This is a genomic window from Pseudomonas sp. GW823-FHT05G12 (assembly GCF_058795575.1).
Window position 1 is genome coordinate 3,895,826 of sequence record NZ_CM179501.1, and the last position, 17,563, is coordinate 3,913,388.

At 62.9% G+C, this 17,563-nt stretch carries 13 protein-coding genes and 1 pseudogene; 8 read left to right on the top strand and 6 right to left on the bottom strand.

Going from position 1 to position 17,563, the window contains the following annotated elements:
* Positions 1-13 precede the first annotated feature (13 nt).
* The 3 genes from AC3RCM_RS17840 to AC3RCM_RS17850 form a co-directional block, all read right to left on the bottom strand.
* A complete protein-coding gene (locus AC3RCM_RS17840; RefSeq protein WP_492629043.1) occupies positions 14-4,438 on the bottom strand; it encodes an NEL-type E3 ubiquitin ligase domain-containing protein in 4,425 nt (1,474 codons plus the stop codon).
* 78 nt (positions 4,439-4,516) lie between these two features.
* On the bottom strand, positions 4,517-6,877 hold the full coding sequence (locus tag AC3RCM_RS17845; protein WP_492629044.1) for a DNA polymerase II: 2,361 nt from the start codon (positions 6,875-6,877) through the stop codon (positions 4,517-4,519).
* A 66-nt stretch (positions 6,878-6,943) separates the two neighbouring features.
* Positions 6,944-8,134, bottom strand: a complete 1,191-nt coding sequence (locus AC3RCM_RS17850) for an MFS transporter (protein WP_104887366.1) — start codon at positions 8,132-8,134, stop codon at positions 6,944-6,946.
* Between the two features lie 117 nt (positions 8,135-8,251).
* Between AC3RCM_RS17850 and AC3RCM_RS17855 the strand changes: the two genes are divergently transcribed.
* Positions 8,252-9,148: a LysR family transcriptional regulator gene (locus AC3RCM_RS17855; RefSeq protein WP_014591618.1), complete on the top strand. Its 897-nt coding sequence runs from the start codon at positions 8,252-8,254 to the stop codon at positions 9,146-9,148.
* Here the strand turns inward: AC3RCM_RS17855 and AC3RCM_RS17860 are convergent.
* Entirely contained in the window at positions 9,129-10,049 is a 921-nt protein-coding gene (locus AC3RCM_RS17860) for a LysR substrate-binding domain-containing protein (protein WP_003250438.1), read from the bottom strand. The genes AC3RCM_RS17855 and AC3RCM_RS17860 overlap by 20 nt on opposite strands.
* Positions 10,050-10,209: 160 nt before the next feature.
* Here AC3RCM_RS17860 and AC3RCM_RS17865 point away from each other — a divergent pair, with 160 nt between their 5' ends.
* The 7 genes from AC3RCM_RS17865 (at position 10,210) to AC3RCM_RS17895 (ending at position 15,576) form a co-directional block, all read left to right on the top strand.
* Positions 10,210-10,998: a YqcI/YcgG family protein gene (locus tag AC3RCM_RS17865; RefSeq protein WP_010953345.1), complete on the top strand. Its 789-nt coding sequence runs from the start codon at positions 10,210-10,212 to the stop codon at positions 10,996-10,998.
* Positions 10,999-11,000: 2 nt separating this feature from the next.
* A complete protein-coding gene (locus tag AC3RCM_RS17870) occupies positions 11,001-11,627 on the top strand; it encodes a LysE family translocator (protein WP_064492423.1) in 627 nt (208 codons plus the stop codon).
* 39 nt (positions 11,628-11,666) lie between these two features.
* Positions 11,667-12,749, top strand: coding sequence for a hypothetical protein (locus AC3RCM_RS17875; protein WP_064492422.1), 1,083 nt, complete (start codon positions 11,667-11,669; stop codon positions 12,747-12,749).
* A 138-nt stretch (positions 12,750-12,887) separates the two neighbouring features.
* Positions 12,888-13,583 (top strand): SEL1-like repeat protein, encoded by a 696-nt coding sequence (locus AC3RCM_RS17880; RefSeq protein ID WP_020193372.1) that lies wholly within the window; start codon positions 12,888-12,890, stop codon positions 13,581-13,583.
* Positions 13,584-13,730: 147 nt separating this feature from the next.
* Positions 13,731-14,423: an AzlC family ABC transporter permease gene (locus AC3RCM_RS17885; protein ID WP_004573762.1), complete on the top strand. Its 693-nt coding sequence runs from the start codon at positions 13,731-13,733 to the stop codon at positions 14,421-14,423.
* Positions 14,420-14,734: an AzlD domain-containing protein gene (locus tag AC3RCM_RS17890; protein WP_064492421.1), complete on the top strand. Its 315-nt coding sequence runs from the start codon at positions 14,420-14,422 to the stop codon at positions 14,732-14,734. Before AC3RCM_RS17885 ends, AC3RCM_RS17890 begins: the two co-directional genes overlap by 4 nt.
* Positions 14,731-15,576 (top strand): AraC family transcriptional regulator, encoded by an 846-nt coding sequence (locus AC3RCM_RS17895; RefSeq protein WP_003250425.1) that lies wholly within the window; start codon positions 14,731-14,733, stop codon positions 15,574-15,576. The genes AC3RCM_RS17890 and AC3RCM_RS17895 overlap by 4 nt, the downstream gene beginning before the upstream one ends.
* Positions 15,577-15,623: 47 nt before the next feature.
* Here the strand turns inward: AC3RCM_RS17895 and AC3RCM_RS17900 are convergent.
* Positions 15,624-16,490, bottom strand: a pseudogene (locus AC3RCM_RS17900) (MFS transporter); the annotation flags it as partial.
* Between the two features lie 31 nt (positions 16,491-16,521).
* A complete protein-coding gene (locus tag AC3RCM_RS17905; protein WP_008435491.1) occupies positions 16,522-17,538 on the bottom strand; it encodes an IS30 family transposase in 1,017 nt (338 codons plus the stop codon).
* Positions 17,539-17,563 lie beyond the last annotated feature (25 nt).

A 17,563-nucleotide genomic window follows, 5' to 3' on the forward strand; every position in this document is an offset into this window, starting at 1 on the left:
AACCGCCAACCCGCTAGCTGAGCGGACGCTGCACCGTGTTCCGGTCCAGCGCCTCCAGCGTCAACTGCAGCAACACCGCATGCTCGCGTTGCTGGTTGCTGGTCTGCAGCCGTGCGATATCCTCTTCCCGATTTCCCAACGCCATCAGCCGTTCCAGTTCAGCGTGCATGGAGGGTGGCACTTGCAAGCGAACCGGGAAAGTCTTGTGCAGGTAATCCTGCCAGAACCACTGCCGTGACAGATAATGAGCGATATCTTCCCGGGTTTGTTTCATCAGGACCCTTTCACGGACCAAGAGAAGGTCCTGATGGCTCAGCGCCGGGATGCCTGCATAGAGCATTTCACCGGGTTGGGCAGGCAAGTCCAGGACATTGCGCAAGGCGATTCGATAGGCCAAGGCAAATTCGATCGACTCAGCGCCCGCCCCCACCCGATAGGCATGTTCAGCGGCAAGCTGATCGAGCAACGCCAAGCGCCACATCCCGGCACCGAGCCTTAGCAAGGCCAGCTCAGGCCGCCGGGCAGATTCACCGTGCCGCGTGCGCCATATCATCAGTCGCAGTTCCAGGTCAGCGAAACGAGCGGTGGCATTATCCTGGCAACCGGTCGCCGCTGCGTGCTCGAACAGCTCATGCCTGAGGGCATCATGCTCAGACATCGCCTGGAGCATGTCGAACACACGGGCCGCGAGCGCGGACGCGGTCGATGAGCGATTGAAGGCACCCGACTCTGTCAGCATCGACAGGGTATTGAAGAATTCCTCCGACTGCTCCTCGGACTCCACATGGGCCCACAGTGCGGCCATTTCATCTCGACGTTCGCCAGGTAACGCATCCAGAAAGCGCAACCGGTAAGGCACGCGACTGGCCTCAAGCAAATGCCAGGTTGAAACCCCGTCATATGCTGCCTCCAGCGGATTGCCGGAAAGCTCGACCCTGCCCGAACGCCACAACTGCGACTGATGAAAACCCTCGGGCAGTTCAGAAATACGGTTGTCGCTGAGGTTCAGGGTGTGCAGTTCTGGCGCGTCCATCAGCCCGTAGGGAAACCCGGGCATCTGGGTGTTTGACAGGTAGAGGGCATTCAGCTCGGTCATTGCCTGGACGGAAAATGCCCTGCGCAACGGGTTGTCCGAAAGGTTCAGGTACACCAGGGACCGGCAATCTGCCAGGACCAACGCCTGGCCTTGGTCGAGCGTGATCTGGTTACCAGACAAGTCGAGTACCTCCAGCTTCTGGACAAGCATCAGAGGCAATGGCAAGCGCGTGAGTCGGCAATGGGTGATTTCCAGGTTGCGCAAGTTGGGAAACGCCCGCAGAAACTCGTCCGGAACGTGCTCCACGCGCATGGCGCGCAAGGCCAGGATCGAGACGTGAGGAAAGCCCACTTGCGCGGGCAGGGCCGGCAGATGGCGCAAACGGCTGATGGTCTGGGTCAGCATGAAACGCCCGTCGTCCAGTGCCGCTTGCCCTTGCAGTTCCGGCACAAGACAGCGCCAGCAGTTGATCAGCCCCTTTCTGAACTCACGCCGGGCGGCCAGTTCTGGTGACAGCAAGGCACTGCGTGCCCACTGGGTCAAGTGCCTTTTGAGCACCCCATATTGCTGTTCCAGCACAGATAACCGGGCCTGCGCGTCACTTGAGGCCAACCAGCGCCCGATCTGTTCGTCGGTAAAGGCCGGGTACAGGTCTCGCAACCGGGCCTGAAGCGCCCTTGGCCGGTTTCGCCCTAACGCCCCCCAGAGCCTGCCGCCCGCCATGGGGTAACCAATCCGGCCATCAGCAAGACGTTGCGGCGCGAGAAACGAGCCGCTCGGCTGTTCCAGCCTGAGCAGGTTCACCACGGTCTGGCGCTGGTCGAAAGCAACGTTGGTCAGCGCCTGGCGCAACGCAGGCACGAAGGGCTGGCCTTGGCCGATGGCCGCTTGCGATGCGTCGTCATAGGCTGCGGCCAAGGTCTCGAACAACTCGCCCCTCTCACCGGCAACCGTGTGCGTTGGGGCACGCAGGCGGAACAGCCCATGACGATGAAGCAGGTCAAACGTCTGCGCCGATCCCTCGACCGTCAGTAACGGCTCGCTGGCATCACCGTCGTACAATCGCCACCCCGGCCCGCCAGCCCCCGGCACATGCACCAGCAGGTTCAGGACCACACGCGCCAGGTCGAGGTTTTGCGGCGTATCGATGCACAGCGCCTCGTACACCCGCGCCATTCGAATCCGCGCAACCTGCAACCTTGCTGCCTCGGCCATCAGCAACGGCACACGCCCCGTCTCACGCAAAAGCTGCAGGTCATCCTCGCTGGCATCGCGCAGCACCTCATCCGCGGCCAAGCGGTGCAGGCTGGCAAAGTTCTGTCGTAAGAGGCGGCCAGTTTCAGTGTCGAGATTCTGCTCTTCGTACAACGCCTGAAGCAGTTCTCGTCGCCCGGCCCAAGCCACATCGGCCAACGCTGCTCCTTCCTTGCCGGCGGCTTGTGGAAGGCGCATGACCCGCTCCAGCAGTTGCGGGTCTGCGGTTACACCGCCCTCGCGCAACTGGTTGACCAACGTACCAATCCTGCCGGCGAGCCGCACGCGCGTGACGGTGTCGAGCAGCGCGGCCTCCGGCGGTCGGCCATACACATGCCATGCCCGCAGATGCTGATCATCCAGGCCATGAATTGCCAGCGACCGGTCGATCTGCGCGTCGTCGAGGTCGCTGAATGGCCCGCCCAGGCGGCGGAACAACTGGCGTGTGTCGCCCCACCCGGCGGGCTGTTCGCACCACAGCCGCCACGCACCGGCCCCATTGTGACGGAGCGGCGGCGCATAGCCCTGATAAGGGAGCAATTGCCACTGTTCATCGTCGTTGTGCCAGGTCATCTCATACCAGTGCCCGTCCATGCTGATCCAGCGGCGCTCGCCAACACGGTGCACACCCTCCATGTCCGGCACCGCCGTGTCTGGCGGGCTTTCGCAGCGATAGGGGCCGAGGTCTGCGTTCCACAGTTTTTCCTCACCGTTTTCCAGCTGCGCCGGTACCAGGTTGTCCACCAGACTCCAGGCGCGTCGGGCCGTGGCGACTACCGCAACGGTTGCCCCGACAGCCAGCAGCCCTTTGCCTACATTCAGCAGGTGCGCCAGCGCTGCATTGCGTTCGTTTTCCTGCCAGTCCCCTACAGCCTGGAACGTCTGCTCAAGCAGTTCCCAGGCCATCACCCCCAACAACACCGCGCCGATGCCCGGAACGAAGAACCCTGCGACACCCAACAGGGTCCAGCCTTCAGCACGCAAACGGCGGGCGTGTTCGGCCTGGACCTCGCGATCAAGCAAGGCCACGGGCGGGGCGATGATCGCAGCATCGTCCTTGATCCGCGCGACCCAGTCGTCAGCAAGGTGCTCGAACAATGGCAGGCGATAGGCAAAGGTCTGCTCATCGAGGTCCCGGGTTGCCCAGCCGGGCACGTCATCGAGCCGCTCACTGACGGCCGAGAAGAATCGCTGGCTATCGCGTCGGCGCACGAAGCGGTTGAAGAAACGCCGGTAGTCATCTTTGCGCAGGCGTTTGCCAAGCACCCGGCGGGCATAATCTTCCAGGTCGCTGCGCACGCTCCAGGGGCCGTGCGGGTCACCCGGTACATAGACCAGCACGCGCTTGCTGGTGTTGAACAGCAAGCCCGCGTCGATCACGTCCAGCACGACGATTTGCTGCAAGCGGCAACCGAACACCGCCAACTGGCGCACGCGAACCGATGCGCCTTCGAGCTTGTCGAGCGTGTCCTTGGTGCAGAGCGCCACCACCCACTGCAGTTCGTCTGCGCTCAATATGCCCTGCGCCCTGGCCTGCAGGGCATCCACCAGCATGCTGTAGCGTTGCCGTCGCGTCAGCAATCCCCTGACTTCGGGCTGAAGTACCGAATCCAGATGCGCCTGGTATTTCTGCCCAAGATCCAGCGCTCGACACAGCCTGGCGAAGCCCGGTGCAGACAGCTCACTGCGCCTTGCGCCGCGCACATCGACCAGGCAATTGCCCTGTGCCTGGTCGCGCTGCTGGTCTGCAGTGAAATTGCACAAAGCGGCCTCGAGCAGAGGAATGTCGTAGTAGTCGCTGCCGACAACCGGAAACCTACTGGTTACATAATGGATCGTGTGTGAGGGAAAGGTGTACCACTGGCGAAAGTACAGGCGATCGACATCAAGGTCGCCGTGGGCACCGAGCGCTTGCTGCAGCAAGGGCCGGGCAAATGCATTCAGGTTGCCTAGCCGCGCCAGCACTGACGACAAGCCTGCACGGCAGGCCAGCAGTTCAGGCAGCGCCTCGCTCAGCAGGGTGAATTCGGCCATGCTCAGCCGCTTCATCCAGGCCGGCAACCGCTGTGCGATGTAGTGGTCCTGGCATGCTTGTGCCATGGCAAGGGTATCGACCGCAGCCGATGGTTGACTGCTATTGTTCTGCATCTCTGCCTCCGCGACGACATGGAAGGCCGAGTCTGAAGACTGTTGCGTCATGCTGACGCCTAGCTATCTACCACCCGCTCAGAACAGCAGTAACTGATGGTCGGTAAGGCGCGCGAAATCATCGCCGACAAAGGGCAGGATGGCGTCGGCCACCGGCAGTAGCTGACGGCTGATGTAGTGATCGTAGTCGATCGGTGCCTGCAGGTTTTCCAGCGGCTCAGGCCCGGCGGTGGTGATCACGTAGCTGATCCAGCCACCACGCTGATACTGCAGAGGGCGCTGCAGGCGCTTGTTGTAGTCGTCGGCAAGGCGTGCGGCACGCACATGCGGCGGCACGTTGCGCTGGTAATCGGCCAGCGGGCGACGCAGGCGCTTGCGATAAACCAGCAGTTCGTCCTGCTCGCCCGCCAACGTGCGCCGTACATACTCGCGTACATAATCACGGTAGGGCTCGCTGCGGAACACACGGCCGTAGAGTTCCTGCTGGAACTGCCGGGCCAGCGGTGACCAGTCGGTGCGCACCGACTCCAGGCCCTTGTAAACCATTTCTTCAGCACCGTCGGCCCGCTGCACCAGGCCGGCATAGCGCTTCTTGCTGCCCTCGTCGGTGCCGCGGATGGTGGGCATCAGGAAGCGCCGGTAGTGCACCTCGAACTGCAGTTCGAGGGCGCTGTGCAGGTTCATGGTCTCGTGCAGATGGGCTTGCCACCATTGGTTGACCTTTGCCACCAGTTCGCGGCCAATACGCGCCGCTTCTTCCTCGGCGTGGGCACCCTTGAGCCAGACAAAGGTGGAGTCGGTGTCACCGTAGATCACATCGTAGCCACACGCCTCGATCAGGGACCTGGTCTGGCGCATGATCTGGTGGCCGCGCATGGTGATCGACGACGCCAGGCGCGGGTCGAAGAAACGGCAACCGCTGGAGCCAAGCACGCCATAAAAGGCATTCATGATGATTTTCAAGGCCTGCGACAGCGGCGCATTGCCCTCGCGCTTGGCCGCTTCCCTGCCCTGCCACACCCGTTCGACGATGGCTGGCAGGCAGTGCTGTGTGCGTGAAAAACGCCCACCGCGAAAGCCCTCGACCGAATGTGCGTCGTCAGGCTGGCGCAGGCCTTCGATCAGCCCGACCGGGTCGATGAGAAAGGTCCGGATGATCGACGGGTACAGGCTCTTGTAGTCCAGCACCAGCACCGAGTCGTAAAGCCCTGGCCGCGAATCCATGACAAACCCGCCGGGGCTGGCTTCGTCCGGCCGGCTGCCAAGGCTGGGCGCGACAAAGCCAAGGCGGTGCATCTGTGGAATGTACAAGTGACAGAACGCGGCTACCGACCCACCGCTGCGGTCCACGGCCAATCCCGTCACCGAGGCCCGTTCGAGCAGGAAGTCGAGCAGCCGGGTATGGGCGAAAATGCGCGTGACCAGTTCGCAGTCCTTCAGGTTGTAGCGTGCCAGGGCCGGTTTGTCTTCGGCGAAGCGGCGATTGATTTCGTCCATGCGTTGGTACGGCGTGTCGATGGCCTTGCCTTCACCCAGCAGGGTCTGGGCAACGTTCTCCAGGCTGAACGAGGCAAAGCTCCAGGTGGCCGAACGCAACGCCTCGATGCCATCGATCAGCAGCCGCCCCGGCGCATCGGCGAAAACATGGCCGCCACCGGCATGGCTGCGCAGGGTCATGACCGCACCGTTGCGCCCCAGGGCCAGTGGCACCTGCAACGACTTGGCGTGCTCATGCAGCAGGCGCAGGTCGAACTGCACCAGGTTCCAGCCAATGATCGCGTCCGGGTCATGCCTGGCCATCCACTGGTTGAGCCGGGTGATCAAGGCGGCGCGATCGGCGCAATACTCCAGGTCGAAGTCAAGCCCGCTGGCATCGCCGTTGGCCGGGCCGAGCATGTACACCTGGCGCTGGCCACAGCCCTCCAGCGCGATGCTGTACAGCTCACCACGCTCGCTGGTCTCGATGTCCAGCGACACCAGGCGCAGCGCCGGGCGATAGCCTGGCAGAGGCCTGAGCTGGGCTTCCCGGTAAACGCCCTGCGCATCCGGCTGGCCAGTAAACTGCACCGGCGCCGTGATGAACCGCTCCATGAGGTAACGCTCCGGCGGCCGGATATCGGCCTCGAACACGTCGATACCGGCCGTGCGCAGACGCTGCTCCAGTTGCATCAACTGGCGATGCTGGCGGGTATAGAGGCCGAGCATCGGGCGATGCTCGAAGTCCTTCAGGCGCAGTGGCTTGAGCTTCGTCCCGGTTTCGTTGGCCAGCAGCACACGGGCGTGCTCGGCCTGCGCCTGAGGAATGAAAGCCACCGACTCCTGCGCCGCAAGCCGCAACAGCCGCGGCCCGTCATCGGTGGCCAGCCAGAACTCCACGCAGGTGCCTTCCGGCGTATCGTGCCAGTGCCGGGTCAGGACAAAACCCTGCTGCAACTCCACTGCGTCGACCTCTGGATTGTCTGTAGATGGCGTTATTCTACCTGTGTCGTGCCTGGCATGAGTGTTTTAGCGCTTCCCCGCCACAAAACCGCTCCCCCGCCCGGCCACGGCCAGCAGCCAGGCCAAGGCGATCAACACCAGCACCACCCCGCCAAACCACTCCACACCGGCCCCAGCCAGCAGCAATCCGCCAATGATCCCGCCCAGGGCAATGGCGCAGTTCCACACCGTCACCAGCATCGACTGCGCCACGTCACCACCCGGGCCTGCGGCGTCGGCGCACGCTGTCTGCAGCAGGGTCGGGGCGCCGCCATAGGTCATTCCCCACAAGGCGATGCTCAAGTACACAAACCACGACGATGCCTGCCCCAATGCCAGCGTGGCCAAGGCAAAACCGGCCAGGCTCAGCAACACCAGTTTGCGCAGGTGTCGGTCGACCAGCAGCCCTACCAGGCCGATCCCGGCCAGCGCCGACAGACCAAACACCATCAGCACAGGGCCAATGTCCGCAGCCATGCCAGCCGCCGCCAGCAACGGCACGATATAGGTGTAGAGGATGTTATGGCCAAGGATCCAGGTGAGGATCACCAGCAATACGATCAACACCCCCGGCGTGCGCAATACCTGCATGGCCGCCGGGCGCTTGCCGGCAGCCTGCCCCGGGTAGTCCGGCACGGATCGCAACACCCACACCACCAGCAGCGACGCCACCAGCGTGACAACCACGAACGTCGCGCGCCAGCCCAGCCCCGCTCCCAGCCAGGTCGCAATCGGCAAGCCGAGCGACAAGGCAATCGGCTGACCGAGCATGGCCAGGGCCATGGCCCGGCCCTGCAACGGCACCGGCACCATGCGCCGGGCATGGCCAGCGATCAGGCCCCATGCCAGGCCGGCCGCAGCCCCCGTGAAAAAGCGCAGCACCAGGGTCAGCGTGTTGGAGTCCGACAAGGCCGTCAGCCCGTTGAACAGCACGAAGCCGATGATCGCCAGCAACAGCGCCCGGCGCCGATACCAGCCTTGGGTCAACGTCACCAACGGGATGGCGGTCAGCAACGAGCCCAAGGCATACGCCGTGACCCATTGCCCAGCCATGGCCTGGCTGATGTGCATGCCATCGGCGATCTGATCGAGCAGACCCGCCGGCAGGGTTTCGCTGAGAATGGCGATGAAACCGGTCATGGCCAGCGCCAGCAGACCGCCAACGGGTAGACGTTCGTTGCTGGCAGCCAGCAACGGTGCGGAAGATGTCTGGGACATTGCAAATGCCTTGAGTGAGAAACGAGGCGAACAGTCTGCTAGACAAGGCCATTACGGAAAAAGACGGTTACAATGCCGCTCACCCAGGACATCAGCGTCCGCAATCAGGAGTGCGACATGGACAGCCTCAGCGGCTTCGTGGTCTTCAACCGGGTGGCCGAAACCCGCAGCTTCGTTGCCGCCAGCCAGTCACTGGGGATCAGTGCCTCTGCAGTGGGCAAGCGCGTGGCGCGCCTGGAAAGCCGCCTGGGCGTGCGCCTGTTCCACCGCAGCACACGCAGCATCACCCTCACCGCCGAGGGCACGATGTTCCTCGAACGCAGCCGGCGCATCCTCGCCGAAATCGAAGCCACCGAGCAGGAGCTGTCGCAGGCCAGCGAAACGCCGCGCGGGCGCCTGCGGGTGAGCATGCCGCAGGTGACCAGACTGGTAATGCCGGCCCTGGCCGAGTTCATGGCACTGTACCCACAGGTTGAACTGGACCTGGACTTCTCCGACCGCATGGTGGATATCGTCGGCGAAGGCTTCGATGTGGTGATGCGCGGCGGGCAGCCGGTGGATTCCCGGCTCAGCGCCAAATTCCTCGGGCACTTTCAGCACCGCCTGGTAGCCTCGCCCGAGTACCTGCGCGAACGCGGCACACCCTTGCACCCACGCGACCTGGCGGCGCATACCTGCCTGCATTATCGCTTCCCCAGCAACGGCAAGCTGGAAACCTGGCCGCTGCGCCAGGAGCATCCCGAGCAAGCCTATGACATCCCCATCTCGATGGTCTGCAACCACGTCGAAACGCGCGTCTGCTTTGCCTTGAACCACCGCGGCATTACCTGTCTGCCGGACTTCAACGTGGGTCGCGAACTGGCCAATGGCTCACTGGTCAGTGTCCTCGACGACTTCATGGAACGGCGCGGCAGCTTCTATCTGCTGTGGCCTTCCGGGCGGCAGATGCCGCCAAAGTTGCGGGTATTCATCGACTTCATGCTCGCTCGGGTATTCAACCGTACAGGTAGTTGATGTCCTTGTAGGCCAGCGGCGGTACCTGGCCGAGCAGGAAGTCACGCAGCTTGTGCATCTGCCGCGCTTTTGGGCTGGCCTTGAGCCAGGTCATGTAGTAACCGTCGCCGGTGGCCACGGCATGCTTGAAAGGCGTGACCAGGCGCCCGGCGGCCAGGTCGGTGCTGGCCAGTACCAGATCGACCACTGAAATGCCCAGGCCTTGCTGGGCGGCCGATATGCCCTGGTCGAGGGTATCGAACACCTGCCCCTGGTCGATGCTGATGTCCAGCGCGTCCATTCGCGCCAGCCAACGCCGCCAGTCACGCCGGTCGGGTGACGGGTGCAGGAACTCGCATCGGGGCAGGTCGGACAGTTGCGGTTGTGCCTGCGTCATGTAATCCGGATGACATACCGGGATCAGCCATTCATCGAACAGCTTGAAACTCTCGATATCGGCGGGAAAACGCCCGCTTGCCAGGAGAATGGCGCAGTCGTAGGGCTCGGAATAGAAATCCACGCTGTCGATATCCATCCACACACTGGACAGCTGCACGCTGCAGTTGTCCTCGACCTTCTTGAACGCATCCAGCGCCCGCAGCAGCCAGCGCACCGTAAGCGTGGACGGCGCCTTCAGGCGCAGGCCATAGCGATCCTGACGCAGCAGTGCGCAGGCATTCTCGATGATCTTGAAACCGACCTTCAGCTCTTGCGCCAGCAGGCGGCCGTGCTCGGTCAGGCTCAGTTTCGGGCCCCGACGTTCGAACAGGTCGCAGCCGAACAGGGCTTCGAGGGTCTTGATGTGGTGGCTGACGGCGCCCTGGGTCAGGGCCAGCTCTTCAGCCGCACGGGTGAAAGAGCCATAGCGAGAGGCCACCTCGAAGGCACGCAGCGCGTGCAAGGCCTGAATCCGTTCCGACATGGCGGCGTCCCGAGCATGAGTAGGACTAATAGTAGGTCATAACTCCACGCGTTTTACAACGACAAGAGCGTCTCGGAAAATGCCGGTAAATAACAAACATAACCAAGATCCTGCCTGCATGTGACTGGAACGTTCACTTAAATCAACGCCTGGGGAAATCATGTTTACGGGATATGGAAATTGCTATCGCCTGGATGCGCTGGAGCTTGCCGCTGAACATGGTCACACCATGCAACACTGGACGTTCAAAACCATAGAACACTTTCGCAGTATTCTCGCCAACCCCGAATTCCCCTGCCTGTTCGGCCGCAAGGCGGTAAACGGCGAAACCTGCCACATTCTCTTCGCCCGCGCCGAGCAACTGGCCGATGATATCGCGCAGGGCCTGGCCAACTATGTGCGCACCGTCGCACCGATCGCACCCAAGCAGCGCATCGGCAGCCCTTTGGTGGTGTTTCTCGAAACCGCAGCCGGCAGCAGCCTGGCCGAGCAGCAGGCCTTGGCCTGGAAGGTACTGCGCGGCGTGCATGCGCGCGACCCGCACCCTTGGCCTCAAGGCATCCCGACCGATCCCGACGATACCGGCTGGTCGTTCTGCTATGCCGGCATGCCGCTGTTCATCAACATGAACTTCCCCGGCCATCAGCAGATGAAAAGCCGCAACCTGGGCCAGCACATCACCTTCGTCATCAACCCGCGGGAGAACTTCGACGAAGTGGCCAACGCCAACACCGAGAGTGGCAAGCGCATCCGCGAGCGCATTCGCGAGCGCGTGCACCACTACAACGACGGCGTTGTGCCCGACACCCTTGGCTTTTTCGGCGATACCGACAACTACGAGTGGAAGCAGTATCAACTGCAGGAGGCAGGCTCGCTCAACCCGTCACGCTGCCCGTTCCACGCCCATGCCGCACACCAGCCGACACCCGACATACTGATCGAGAACTGACCGTGAATACCGCACTCACCGCCACCTACGCCCTCACCGTGCTGCTACTGATCGCCACTCCCGGCCCGGTGGTTGCACTGATCGTCAACACTGCGGCCGCCTCCGGCTCGCGCAAGGCCATGTTCACCGCCGTCGGCACCAACTGGGCATCACTGGTGCTGATTGGCGCGGCAGCGTGGATCATCCTCACCAGTGCCGCCATCGACAAAACATGGCTCAGCACCATGAGCCTGCTGGGCTGCCTGTTCATCGGCTACATTGCCGTGGGCACGCTGAGGGACGCCCTGCAGGCACCCGCGTCAGACGCGGCGAGAGAGGCCCCCAAGGCTGGGCGCGGCGGGCTGATGCAAGGCTTCATGGTGGGCATTTCCAACCCGAAAGACATCATTTTCTTCATCGCCTTCTTCCCGCAGTTCATTCAGATCACCGAGTCGTTCGGCAAGAGCATGGTGGTGCTGTCGCTACTGTGGGTGGCCATCGATTTCGCCGTGCTCAGCCTGTACATCTTCGCCATCGGCAAGATCGCCTCGCAGCGCAGCAACCGCATCATCAGCCTGGCGTCGGGCGTCGCCCTGCTGCTGATCGCCGCCGGCGGCCTGCTGTACAACCTCAAGGAACTGGCGGCCTGAACCTGCTGCAAAGCACCCGGCATCAGCGAAGGAGAGACCATGACCACGACTGACACGCGCCCGTCTCCTTCGCCGCTGCAGCAGGACTACCAGCGTTTTCTCCTGCTGGGCAGTCGCCGTGCCCCCTATACCCTGCATGTGCACGAAACCGGCTACCGCTCCGGCACCATCAACACCGATGCCCTTGGCCTGCGCTACAGCCATTGCGCCGGCAAGCGCTTTTCGGCGGCCGAGCACGGTGGTGCGTCGCGCATCAACCTGCTGGTCGGCGGCTCCACAGCCCTGGGCATCGGCGCCAGCTCCGACGAACACACGGTGGCCTCGCACCTGTCGATGCTCACGGGCGAAGTCTGGCTGAGCCTGGCCGGCTGCGGGCTCAACGCCACCCAGGAATTGATGATGTTCCTGACCCACCAGCACCGCCTTGGTCAGCTCGGCCATGTGGTGGTGCTCAGTGGCCTCAACAGCTTGGCCCACGAAGCCCTGTGTGAAGTCCTCGCAGGTACCAACGACCCGCAGCACGCCAAGGCCTACCAGGCCTTTCTCAACAGTTTCAGCGAAGGCCTGCAGCCCTGCGCACCACCTCGTCGGCAGTCGCTGTGGCGGCGCATCGGCCAGGCGCTGACCCCTCCCGTGGTCGCAGCTCCGGTCAGCTGGCCACTGTCGCCCCCGGAAAAACGGCTGGCCCGTGCCGCCGACAACATTGGCCGCACCTTGCGCCAATGGGATCGCCTGCTGGCAGACAGCCACGCCACGCTCACCTTCATCCTGCAACCCTTGCTGCCCTGGTGCCGGGATACTCTACCCGCCGGTGAGCAAGCCATGCTGACCGCGCTGCAGCAACAACCGGCGAACTTCGACCGGCTGCTGGAGGGCGCATTCGACAGACAGTTGCATTCGGCATTTTTCCGCCGCATCAAAAGCCAGGCCGACCCGGTGCCCTGCTACGACATGAACTGCATGCTCGACAGCTCGCCCGTGTTCGGCGCCGACCTGTTCATCGACCGCCTGCACCTGAACGATCTGGGCAACAATGCCTTGGCCAAGGTGATCACCGCCAAGCTTGGGCTGGCCCAGGAAAAACATGCCCAGCGCAAGGTCACGCCGATCAAGCTCGTCTGACAGTTGTCGGGTGGTCTTTCGGCCACCCCCCTTGGGTGGCTAGAATACGTCGTCGTTACGATTTGCCCGAGGCGCACGCTTGACCGCCATGAACACCGAAGCCGTCCTTCCGTACCTGGCCATCCATGGGGTTTGCCTGTGAACCTTGTGCGGCGCCTGCCCCCGCTATTGGCTGCGCTGATGCCATTGGTCGCGCAAGCGCTGGAGGTACGCATCGACCCTCATGCCGACCTGCTCTACCGTCAGGCCTTGCCGCTGCTGGAGCAGGCCGATGATCAGGGCGACGCTAACAGCACGCTGCGCACCGCAGTAGGCGGTGACCCTGAGCTTAGCCGCCAGGGCCAGGCCATGGCTCACACCTTGCCGACAGCGGTTGCCCTGCTGAAAAAATCGGTAGAGCTTGGCCACCCTGTCGCACAGTACCGCCTGGCCCTGTACTACATGACGTACCTGCCCGCCGCGCAAATCCCGGAGGCCGCCTGCCCGTTGCTCGAAGCCAGCCTCCAGCAGGGGTTTGCCGCACCGGCGCCAGCCATTGCCACCTGGTGCCAGCCGTACAACGTCAGCAGCGAGTACCGTACAGCGCTGGAGGCCATCCCCAGCATGGCCACCGTGTACGCCCCCTACTACCCGCAACCGGCCACACGCCTGGCTTGCAACCGCAGCCGGCCACAAGGCCTGGAAATGCTGTGGGGGCGTCAGCGCGATTACCAGGCCGAGGTGTACCGCCTGCTTGGCGACCTCGACCCACAGCAGCGCACGAGCCTGCTGCAGAAAGCCGTAGACATCAATGGCTGCGCAACGGCGCAACAGCTGCTGACCAGCCGCCCATAACCCAGGGTCATTCGGGGCCGCCTTACGGCCCTGTTGTCAGTTGGCCACTGAGGTTGAGGCGAACACGCCTAGACCAGCAAGATCGTTCAAGCCATCCCCTGCCCCGTCTGTCATGCTGGCCTGCCTCGTAGCCGTCATGCAGCCATCATGCCCCACATCGCCCGCCAAGCCTTTCTTCACGGCGCCATTGCCATTCTCCCGTTGTCCCTGGCCGTTGCCCCTTGGGGCCTGCTGGCCGGTTCCATGGCCATCGAGGCCAACCTCAGCGCCTGGCAGGGGCAAGGGCTGTCGGCCATCGTCTTCGCCGGCGCCGCGCAGCTGGTGGCCATTGGCATGCTCAAGGGGGGTGCCAACCTGGCGTCGATCCTGCTCACCACCCTGCTGCTGACCTCGCAGCACCTGCTGTATGGCCTGTCGATGCGCCCGGTACTGTCCAGCCAGCCGCTGCGCTGGCGCCTGGGCCTGGGCTTTCTGCTGACCGACGAATTCTTCGCCCTGACCAGCCAGTACGACCAGCAGCAATTCAACCGCTGGTATGCCTTGGGGGTGGGCCTGACCTTCTACATTGCCTGGAACCTGTTCACCTTGGCCGGCATACTGCTGGGCCAGAATATTCCACACCTGGACCAGTTCGGCCTGGATTTCTCCATTGTCGCCACTTTTGTCGCCCTGATCGCCCCGCTGGTGCGCAACCTGGCCACCGTGGTGTGCGTAGCCGTGTCGCTGTTCTGTTCAGTGCTGTTCAGTTACTGGCATTGGGAAACCGCCCTGGTGGTCGCAGGCCTGCTGGGCATGAGCGCCGGGTTCATCTGCCAGAAATTCGCCGGAGCCCGCGCATGACCTGGATCCTGATTTTCGCCATGGGCACCATCGTGTTCCTCAACCGCTACGCATTCCTGGAGCCGCGCCTGCCCTTGCGCCTGAGCTCGAATGCCCGGCAGTTTCTCGGCTTTGCCGTGCCGGGCATGCTCACTGCCATCTGCGGCCCGATCATCTTCATGGCTGACCACCAGCTCAACCTGAGCCTGCTCAACCCCTACCTGCTGGGCTCCCTTGTGGCCATCGCCCTGGTGCTGTTGACCCGCAGCGTATTGCTGAGCATGCTGGTGAGCATGTTGATCTTCTTCCTTCTGCGCAGCTGGCTGGCATGAGCCCACCCTTGCGCGAGCAGACACACCTCTGGCAGGCGCCAGCCCTTGGCGACGTCGAGATGCTGCACGCTCGCTATTACCAGCAGCGCTTCGCCCCGCATGTGCACGAGGGCTATGTATTCACCGTGATCGAGTCGGGCGCCCAGCGCTTCTGGCACCGCGGCAGCGAGCACCTGGCACCGGTCGGCAGCATGGTGCTGATCAACCCCGACGAACTGCATACCGGCGCTACGGCCCATGAAGCCGGCTGGCGTTATCGCGGCTTCTATCCCGAGCACGAGCGGGTGACCGGTGTGCTTGACGAACTGGAACTGGGCCGCCACGGCATGCCCAGCTTCAAGGACAGCGTGATCCATGACCCGGCCCTGGCCCTCGCGTTCAGCCAGCTGCATCAGTTGTCCGAAGCCAGCGCCAGCGCCTTGCAGCAGCAGACGGCCTGGCGCCAGGCGGTGCTGGCCCTGGTGCAGCGGCACGGGCAGTGCGCCGAGCCTTCGGCCCCTGGCCACGAACCCCTCGCCGTAGCCCGCGCCCGCGAACTGCTGGAAAGCCAACTGGCCGACCCGCCCTCACTGGAAGCGCTGGCGGCAGCAGTCAACCTGTCGCCGTTCCACTTCGCCCGGGTGTTCCGCCAGGCCACCGGACTGCCACCCCATGCCTGGCTGAAGCAACGCCGCCTGGCCCGCGCCCGCGAAATGCTGAAGCACGGCCTGGCCGCTTCGCAAGTGGCGTTCGACCTCGGCTTTGCCGACCAGAGCCATTTGAGCCGGCAGTTCAAGCAAGCCTATGGGGTGACCCCGGGGGCGTATCGACAAGCCTGCGTTCACTCTGCTCTACGCGCGTGAGAGGGCGGCAGCGCCCTCTCCAACTTGCGTCTATGCGCCAGGCCAAGCTATGTACGATTGTTGATATCTGGGCCACGTCCTTTCATGTTCCAGCGCACTGGCGCGATGAATAACATGAGCGTCATCCAGATAAAGGTTGCCGGCCCCGCAAGCACGAAGACCAAACTGGCAATCAACCCTGATACGGCATCACCCATCACGGCGGTGAAGTAATAGAGGGAAAAATTCCTGCCCACTTCATGTTCCCTCGACAGGCACTGGATGTTGGTCACGATTGCGATATCGACAAATGCACCAATGAAGCCAACCAGGAACAGAATCAACAGGAACAGCCAGTTATTGAATTGCAGCGCCACTGCTGCAGCAAAAAACAGCCCGCCATAGAGCATCCAGTAACGCAGCACCAACCCTGCGGTTGTGCGCGGATTGAAGCGCGTGTAGAGCATGCCCCCCACCACCGTGCCTGCCGCAAGCAGTGAAAACACGTATCCAACCGCCGCTTCAGAGGCGAAGTGCTCCAGCACCGATGCTGGAAGGATAAAGCGAATCACCGACGTGGCGAACATCGCACAGAGTGTGGTGCAGCCAATGACAGCGAACAACGGCGCATTGCCGGCCCTCAACTGACTCACACTGCCCGCCGCATCCCTGATTATGGCGCACCCATCGAATGCCTGTTGGACACTACGCCTGGCAGGCGTCAGGGTAGCGATACAAATGGCCGACACGACAAGGCACATTGCAAAAAACAAGAAAGTGGCTTCTCGAGACAGCAGTAACACATAGGCCGAAAAGACCAGCGGCCCGAGGATCGAGGCGGCGTCCTCGATTACCTGGATACCGCTGTTCACCGTGGCTAACTCATCCTTTTCGACAAGGTCCGGAAAGTACGCGCGAAACGTGGGCACATAAAGGCGGCGGTTGCAGGAGCTGAGTGCAACACAGTTACTGGATTGAGGCGGGAGCCTCGTGATGCTTGGCCATCAGCTCGGTCATGACCTCGATGGGGCACTTGAAACCGAAGCGCTTACGCGGTCGGATGTTCAACTCGTAGGCAATCGCATCCAACTGCTCTTGGCTGCACACCGACAGATCCGTGCCCTTGGGCAGGTACTGGCGGATCAGTCCGTTGATGTTCTCATTGCTGCCGCGCTGCCAGGGGCTGTGCGGGTCGCAGAAGTAAATTGCCACCCCGGTCTTCTGGGTGATTTCCGCGTGACGCGCCATCTCCCGCCCTTGGTCGTAGGTCATGCTCTTGCGGGCCGCCAGCGGCATATGGTTCAGCGCCGAACTGAAGCCTTCCACGGCCGAGGTCGCCGTCGCGTCTTGCATCTTCACCAGCATCAGGTAGCCGCTGGTGCGTTCGACTAGCGTACCCACGGCCGATGCGTTGGCTTTGCCCTTGATCAAGTCGCCCTCCCAATGTCCCGGCATCACGCGATCCTCGATCTCCGGCGGACGCACATGGATGCTGACCATGTCCGGGATCTGGCCACGGCGATCTACGCCGCCAGAACGCGGACGGCGGGAGGTTTTGCCTTGCCGCAGGCAGATGATCAGCTCCTTGCGCAGTTCGCCGACCGGCAGGGCATAGATCGCGTTGTAGATCGTCTCGCGGCAGACGTAGGCGTCTTCGAAGCTTGGGGATTTCATGGTTCGCAGCTTGCCGGCAATCTGCTCGGGAGAAAAGCGCTGTCGCAGCAGGTGGGCGACCAGCTCGAACAATTCGTTGCCGGGCACCAGCTTTTGCCGGGGCCGGCAGGGCAATCGACGATCGCGCATGGCTTGTTGGGCATGCTGGGTGGTGTACTCACCCCGGGCATCACGATTGCGACGGATCTCGCGACTGATCGTTGAGGGGCTGCGGTTGAGCATTCGGGCAATGGCGCGCTGGCTCATGCCACGCAGCAGACTGACCTGGATATCGGAGCGTTCTTCAACGCTGAGTTCGTGATAAGACATGGCAACACCCTACCGGAAAGGTCAG